Origin of the sequence: Anaeromonas gelatinilytica (assembly GCF_016820635.1) — a bacterium.
Lineage (GTDB): Bacteria > Bacillota > Clostridia > Tissierellales > SIT17 > Anaeromonas > Anaeromonas gelatinilytica.
In genome coordinates this window covers 1-5,284 of sequence record NZ_WSFU01000095.1, presented here as the reverse complement: position 1 = coordinate 5,284, position 5,284 = coordinate 1, and the positions used below count along the sequence as shown (strand labels likewise).

11 protein-coding genes are annotated in these 5,284 nt (G+C 27.9%); 6 read left to right on the top strand and 5 right to left on the bottom strand.

Annotated elements, in window-relative coordinates:
• Positions 1 to 141: 141 nt before the first annotated feature.
• Together GOQ29_RS08220 and GOQ29_RS08215 are read right to left on the bottom strand one after the other, a co-directional pair.
• A complete protein-coding gene (locus tag GOQ29_RS08220) occupies positions 142 to 1,164 on the bottom strand; it encodes a tyrosine-type recombinase/integrase (protein WP_203372176.1) in 1,023 nt (340 codons plus the stop codon).
• 146 nt (positions 1,165 to 1,310) lie between these two features.
• On the bottom strand, positions 1,311 to 1,751 hold the full coding sequence (locus tag GOQ29_RS08215; protein ID WP_203372175.1) for an ImmA/IrrE family metallo-endopeptidase: 441 nt from the start codon (positions 1,749 to 1,751) through the stop codon (positions 1,311 to 1,313).
• A 149-nt stretch (positions 1,752 to 1,900) separates the two neighbouring features.
• On the opposite strand from GOQ29_RS08215, the gene GOQ29_RS08210 reads away from it, so the two are divergent.
• On the top strand, positions 1,901 to 2,644 hold the full coding sequence (locus tag GOQ29_RS08210; RefSeq protein WP_203372174.1) for a hypothetical protein: 744 nt from the start codon (positions 1,901 to 1,903) through the stop codon (positions 2,642 to 2,644).
• Here GOQ29_RS08210 and GOQ29_RS08205 read toward each other — a convergent pair.
• Entirely contained in the window at positions 2,630 to 3,325 is a 696-nt protein-coding gene (locus GOQ29_RS08205) for a hypothetical protein (RefSeq protein ID WP_203372173.1), read from the bottom strand. The two genes, GOQ29_RS08210 and GOQ29_RS08205, sit on opposite strands and share 15 nt — an antisense overlap.
• A 25-nt stretch (positions 3,326 to 3,350) precedes the next feature.
• Positions 3,351 to 3,758, bottom strand: coding sequence for a helix-turn-helix domain-containing protein (locus GOQ29_RS08200; protein ID WP_203372172.1), 408 nt, complete (start codon positions 3,756 to 3,758; stop codon positions 3,351 to 3,353).
• 177 nt (positions 3,759 to 3,935) lie between these two features.
• On the opposite strand from GOQ29_RS08200, the gene GOQ29_RS08195 reads away from it, so the two are divergent.
• The 3 genes from GOQ29_RS08195 to GOQ29_RS08190 are packed head-to-tail and all read left to right on the top strand — an operon-like array spanning position 3,936 to position 4,506.
• Positions 3,936 to 4,166 carry a helix-turn-helix domain-containing protein gene (locus tag GOQ29_RS08195; RefSeq protein WP_203372171.1) on the top strand — a complete coding sequence of 77 codons (231 nt, stop codon included), beginning with the start codon at positions 3,936 to 3,938 and terminating at the stop codon, positions 4,164 to 4,166.
• 11 nt (positions 4,167 to 4,177) lie between these two features.
• Positions 4,178 to 4,309 carry a hypothetical protein gene (locus GOQ29_RS14835; RefSeq protein ID WP_286672872.1) on the top strand — a complete coding sequence of 44 codons (132 nt, stop codon included), beginning with the start codon at positions 4,178 to 4,180 and terminating at the stop codon, positions 4,307 to 4,309.
• Between the two features lie 5 nt (positions 4,310 to 4,314).
• Positions 4,315 to 4,506 (top strand): hypothetical protein, encoded by a 192-nt coding sequence (locus GOQ29_RS08190; RefSeq protein WP_203372170.1) that lies wholly within the window; start codon positions 4,315 to 4,317, stop codon positions 4,504 to 4,506.
• Between the two features lie 2 nt (positions 4,507 to 4,508).
• Here the strand turns inward: GOQ29_RS08190 and GOQ29_RS08185 are convergent, their stop codons facing one another.
• Entirely contained in the window at positions 4,509 to 4,748 is a 240-nt protein-coding gene (locus GOQ29_RS08185) for a DUF1883 domain-containing protein (RefSeq protein WP_203372169.1), read from the bottom strand.
• A gap of 107 nt (positions 4,749 to 4,855) precedes the next feature.
• Between GOQ29_RS08185 and GOQ29_RS08180 the strand changes: the two genes are divergently transcribed.
• A complete protein-coding gene (locus GOQ29_RS08180) occupies positions 4,856 to 5,053 on the top strand; it encodes a hypothetical protein (RefSeq protein ID WP_203372168.1) in 198 nt (65 codons plus the stop codon).
• Between the two features lie 31 nt (positions 5,054 to 5,084).
• Positions 5,085 to 5,284: hypothetical protein (locus GOQ29_RS08175; RefSeq protein WP_203372167.1), on the top strand; the 200-nt coding region annotated here is incomplete at its 3' end.

The following is a 5,284-nucleotide window of genomic DNA, read 5'->3' as shown; positions in this document are numbered from 1 at the left end:
CACAATTCTCAAAGAGATAAATGTATTTACAAAAACAATCCCCCAGTCATCACAGATTCGGGGGATTTACTTATGTCTAGAATTTGTGAAATTCTATAAAAATCACTATACAAGTAACACACAACTAACAAGCAACTAACACTATATTAAGTCTATTGCTTTCTTTAATTCTTCAATATCTTTATGGGTATATACCTTATCTGTAATATCTTTAGAAGCATGACCCATAATTCTTTTAATAGATACCTTATTTGCTCTAGCATTATCCATAAAAGTAGCAAAGGTATGTCTACAATCGTGGGGTTTATGTTTCATTTTTAATTGCTCCATTATTTTTTTCCATTTCTCTTCATAGTAGTTCCAGTATCTCATTTTCTTACCTTCATGGTTTATAACTAAATATTCATTGTTTTCATTCATTCTTTTTTCTATCAATGGAATTATCTTTTTATTAAGAGGTATAACTCTATCTATAGCTGCTTTTGTTTTAATTCCACCTCTCATAATTCTATTTTCTAAATCTATATTTTCATTTTTAATAGTAATGAGTTCTCCTGGTCTTATTCCAGTGTAGATCATTATTAATATTGTATCTATGAAGTCCATTCTGTTTACATTTTCCCAAAGGTTATCAATTTCATCTTTAGTGAATGGTTTTCTAGTACTTTTAGTATTATTTTCTCCTATATCTACATAATTAGAATAATCCTTATTAGTTATGTCATTAGCTACTGCATACTTATATAATTGGTTATACAGAGTCTTAACTTTCTTTTTGGTGCTATACCCCTTATCACAATTGTCAATGACCTCTTGTAGGTTTGCAGCCCTTATTTTATTGAATTTAACATCATGTAAGTCCTCTGATATCTTGTATGCAGCATTATATCCATTCTGATTAGATTTAGATATCTTAGGGTACTTTTGTTTAGACCACATCTCAAAAATCTCTGTAAAAGTAATATCAGCAGTCTCTATATCATAAGGATTATTGTTAAACTCTATAAGTGCATTCATTGCTTTTTTTCTATTTTCAAAATATCCTATAGTATGATATAGTTGCTTTCCTTCATCTGACCAACCTATAGTCTTTCTAGCTATCCAAGGTTTTCTTCTATTACCAGATAGCTTATATACTGAACCATAACCATTAGGTAATCTCATCTTATCACTCCCATATTTCTAAAATTAACAATGAACCAAAATAAATGATGCAATTATCTATCTTGTTGAATAATGATGCTGATGCATTAAATTAGATTATAAAAAACATACGTTCGATAACTAGGTCAAAAAAATATTCCTTTCAATCAATACATATCTAAACTTTTTTCACTTACATATAATGCTTTTGATATTTGCTCTACTGTATAGCCTTCAAATGAAACTGCATCTATATTAATTCCTAATAATTTTAATGCAAAATAATCAGCTTGTTTTTCAAGTTTTCCTTTATTAATAAGATTTTTATTAAATGCAGCAGTAATTATTTCTGTATGTAATAATGCATGTCCTAGTTCATGAGCTAATATAAACTTTTCATACTTATGTTCTAGGTCATCTCTAATGAAAACAATTTCTTCACCAAAAAAATTCCTTTGATACATTGCTTCACTACTTTTTAAAATAACATTACTTTTGTTCAATTTAATAATATCTATAGATAATGATTGATATAATTCATAAATAGATTTAGTTTCATATAACTCAATTATACCAATAATCACATTATCTATCCAAGAGTAACGCATAACATCACCTTCTTAATAGATTTTATATAGTTTGATATGATTATGTATAAATAGTACTTAGATTAAATAACAATAAAATATAATATAAACGTTCACAAAATGAAGTCGTTAATATATAATATGAATTAATAGAGAGGGGTGAGCTATAGATGAAAGATTTAGTTATTAAGACCATTGTAATCTTAATAGCATATATTGGGATACAACTATTTAATATAGATGATCCAGTTGCTAATGCATATTTAAATCTAATTCCTATAGCAATACCAACTATCTATATGTGGTACAATGCACCTAAAAATTACTTAAAAATTATGAGTATATTTAATACAAATGTAAAATATGAGTTCAATATCTCAATTAAAGATGTAATTATTAGTGAGAATCATTTTAAAAATTTAGTCAAGTCACTTACTGAATTAGATTATAGTAATGAAGGTAGAGTAGTTACTGATTCTTATGGAAAATTAATGTTTAAATCAAATATTCAAGTAAATGCAGGGACTATAGAATTAGAATATTATATATCAAATAAAACTATAATATTAAAAACAAAAAGCATTGCAAAATATAAATTTTTCTTTGATTTTGCAGAAAACATATTAAATAAAGTTTTAAATTTATTCGGTAGCAATGTAGGTGTATGTTATAACAATGATAATATTCTTTCTAAAATAAAAATAACATTTATAGATAAGAAAAAGGTTGATACTAAAAATCCTTTTTGGAAAAAAATATTTCACGGATTTAATAAGAAGATTATCAGTTTCACTTATCAAGGTAAAAATAATAGTAAAATCCTAATATCTAATGACTCTATTGAATTAACTAATAGCGATATCAAATGTATAAAAGAAGATATTAAAAGTGAATTAAAATTAATTAATTTCTAAATTAGGCAACAAAAGGTTTTTATAAATATCTTCAATTAAATCTAAAACATCGCTTTCAAGTATATTATCATAAACAATAATACCACCTTGTTTGGTAATCATGATCTTTTCTTGTTGACCATTATGGTCATAAATCAAGGAAAGATTTTTTATTTTAGCTCCTTCTCTTATGATTTCTTCATATCTATTAGAATCTTCTATTTTACAACCATGAAAAGATACTGTGCTTACATGAGTCTCTTCCGGTATTTCACCAACCCATATACTTTCAATGCCTAAAGCTTTTTTATTCTTAATAATTTCAGCGAAATCTATTTCAATTTTTTCAAACTTGAATTCTTCACTATCAGCCATATGTTCATGAAATTTATTAAATGTTTCTTTATTTGTTGCTAATATTATTAACTCATGTTGATGTGAAAAGTAAAATTTGTCTTCTTTAATTAATATAAATGATTCAAATATTTCATCAGTTCCATATGCTCTACCTTTAGAATTTTTATTCATTTCACTAGTAAAATCATATTTTATAAAATTATCTAATATTTGTAGGTCTGTTTTTTGAAATGTAGTTTTTGGATTATCATTTGTAATATGGTCCATTCCTGCTTGCTGGACTGTACTATATTTTTGAATATTTTCATCGAATTTAATTGATCTTAATATGTAGTAAGGTTTCATAGATTTCCCCCTGTTCATCATAAACCTACTTCTTATATTTATAACTCAATATCCTCAACTGGTTAAGTAATTCATTTGCAAACTCTAATACTTCTTCATCACTCATAGTATTAACATCAAAGCCACCAAATCCCATTATTACATTTTGCTCAAGGAGAAACTTTACAGCTTCTTCCGGAGAAGTGAATTCCTCAGGAAAAGGGTCTTTTTTGTCTTTATACGGATTTCTTATGTTGGAGTTACCCATCAGAAAATCTAAACTTACATCAAAGTATTCAGCTATTTTCTTTTTCATATCATCATCAGGCGTGCTTTTTCCACTTTCATATAAAGAAACAGTAGATTTAACAATACCAAAGATTTTTCCAAACTGTTCTTGAGTTATATTTTTTTCTAAACGTAATTGCTTAATTCTTTTACTTATATTTGACATTATAATCCCACCTGTTCATGATACTTAAACTTATTTATAGTATATATTAATTAAATGCCTGAATAAAGCGAGTTTAAAAAACTTCAACTAAATTCAAAAAAAGGGTTGACGGTTTAAGATATTTAAACTATAATTAAATTAACGTTGAAGATACTTAAACTATTGGAGGTGAAAAGAATGAACCAAAAATTAAAGAAGATGAGAGAAGATAAAGGATATACTCAAGAGTATATGGCTCATAAATTAGGATACAAAGGCAAAAGTGGATATTGTCTGTTAGAGAATGGCTCAGTAAAGTTGTCTGTTGAAAAGGCAATCAAGATAGCAGAAGTTCTAGAAGTAGATCCTAGTATTTTTTTTACTTCTAAAGTTGAAGATACTTCAACAAGAACAAGCGAAACAGCATAGGAGGTGAGGATATGACCAATAAAGAGAAAGCACAATTTATATTAGATGAACTTGCTGAAAATGTTTTTAATGTAGATTGGAATTCAGAGGAATTTTATATCAGAGAAATCACCAAAATTCTTCAGAAATTAGATAGGAGGTGAGAAGAGTGTTACAAATTAAAAGAGTTATGACAAAGCAAGTAGAAGAAGATTTAATAAATACACTATTGGAGCAAGTAAGAAAAAATGACATGACAATTTCAAATCTTAAAGAAGTAACTTTAAAGGTTATAAATTATCTGGAGTCAAATGCAATTTTAGATTTGGAAGACTCAGACAACACCGAATCTTCCATCTAAAGTTAATAAAAACGATACTGGTATTGTCCGTCGCCACGGACTATTAAGTACCAACGACCTGTGCCAGAAACAGTAATATTAACAGGTGTTCTAGAATAGTGACCACCATAATACTTGAATCGTTGCCCACGTTTATACTTTTGAAAATTTGATGAATCTACTAAGAATACATCAGTAGCATGTTTTAGGTGAACTTCTACACTTAGAGTTCCGCTGCTATCTGCATATGGGATTTTAGTCATAATTGCCACCTCCCTTCATTAACAAAATTCTACACGAAGGGAGAAAAACCTTTAATTTTCGATTGAAATACTATGACAAAGAATAAAAGAAAGGGGGAATTTTACTTATGAAAAAGTATGAAGGAAGAATAACTGTAAATGAAGCAGCAGAGATAATGAATGTATCACCTCAATTTGTGAGGATTGGATTACAAAGAGATAGATTACCTATAGGTACAGCGGTAAAGATGAGTAGCAAATGGTCTTACCATATAAGTCCAAAATTATTAGGAGAATATATTGGAGGTGATTTCAATTCCTTATAGGTACTATATCAACGAAGGGAGGTGCCTTTGCATGACACCTAATAAGAGGTTGTTAGTCAAGTATGTAGGTAAGGTTAAGGATATGCCGAGGTTTAAAAAGGCGAGTAATTACTTATTAATTATATTTTATAACGAAAGGAAGGTAAAAGGAATGAGCAATAAGTGCAGAAGTATCTATCAATTAGCTAGAGATATTGCAGGTTTAACTCAAAAAGAAGCAGCTGAGAGGAT

What these genes read in the sequence shown, in the direction of transcription:
- GOQ29_RS08220 (WP_203372176.1), bottom strand. Translation starts at nt 1,164, where the DNA reads ATGAGATTACCTAATGGTTATGGTTCAGTATATAAGCTATCTGGTAAT.
- GOQ29_RS08215 (WP_203372175.1), bottom strand. Translation starts at nt 1,751, where the DNA reads ATGCGTTACTCTTGGATAGATAATGTGATTATTGGTATAATTGAGTTA.
- GOQ29_RS08200 (WP_203372172.1), bottom strand. Translation starts at nt 3,758, where the DNA reads ATGTCAAATATAAGTAAAAGAATTAAGCAATTACGTTTAGAAAAAAAT.
- GOQ29_RS08205 (WP_203372173.1), bottom strand. Translation starts at nt 3,325, where the DNA reads ATGAAACCTTACTACATATTAAGATCAATTAAATTCGATGAAAATATT.
- GOQ29_RS08195 (WP_203372171.1), top strand. Translation starts at nt 3,936, where the DNA reads ATGAACCAAAAATTAAAGAAGATGAGAGAAGATAAAGGATATACTCAA.
- GOQ29_RS08210 (WP_203372174.1), top strand. Translation starts at nt 1,901, where the DNA reads ATGAAAGATTTAGTTATTAAGACCATTGTAATCTTAATAGCATATATT.
- GOQ29_RS08185 (WP_203372169.1), bottom strand. Translation starts at nt 4,748, where the DNA reads ATGACTAAAATCCCATATGCAGATAGCAGCGGAACTCTAAGTGTAGAA.
- GOQ29_RS08180 (WP_203372168.1), top strand. Translation starts at nt 4,856, where the DNA reads ATGAAAAAGTATGAAGGAAGAATAACTGTAAATGAAGCAGCAGAGATA.
- GOQ29_RS14835 (WP_286672872.1), top strand. Translation starts at nt 4,178, where the DNA reads ATGACCAATAAAGAGAAAGCACAATTTATATTAGATGAACTTGCTGAA.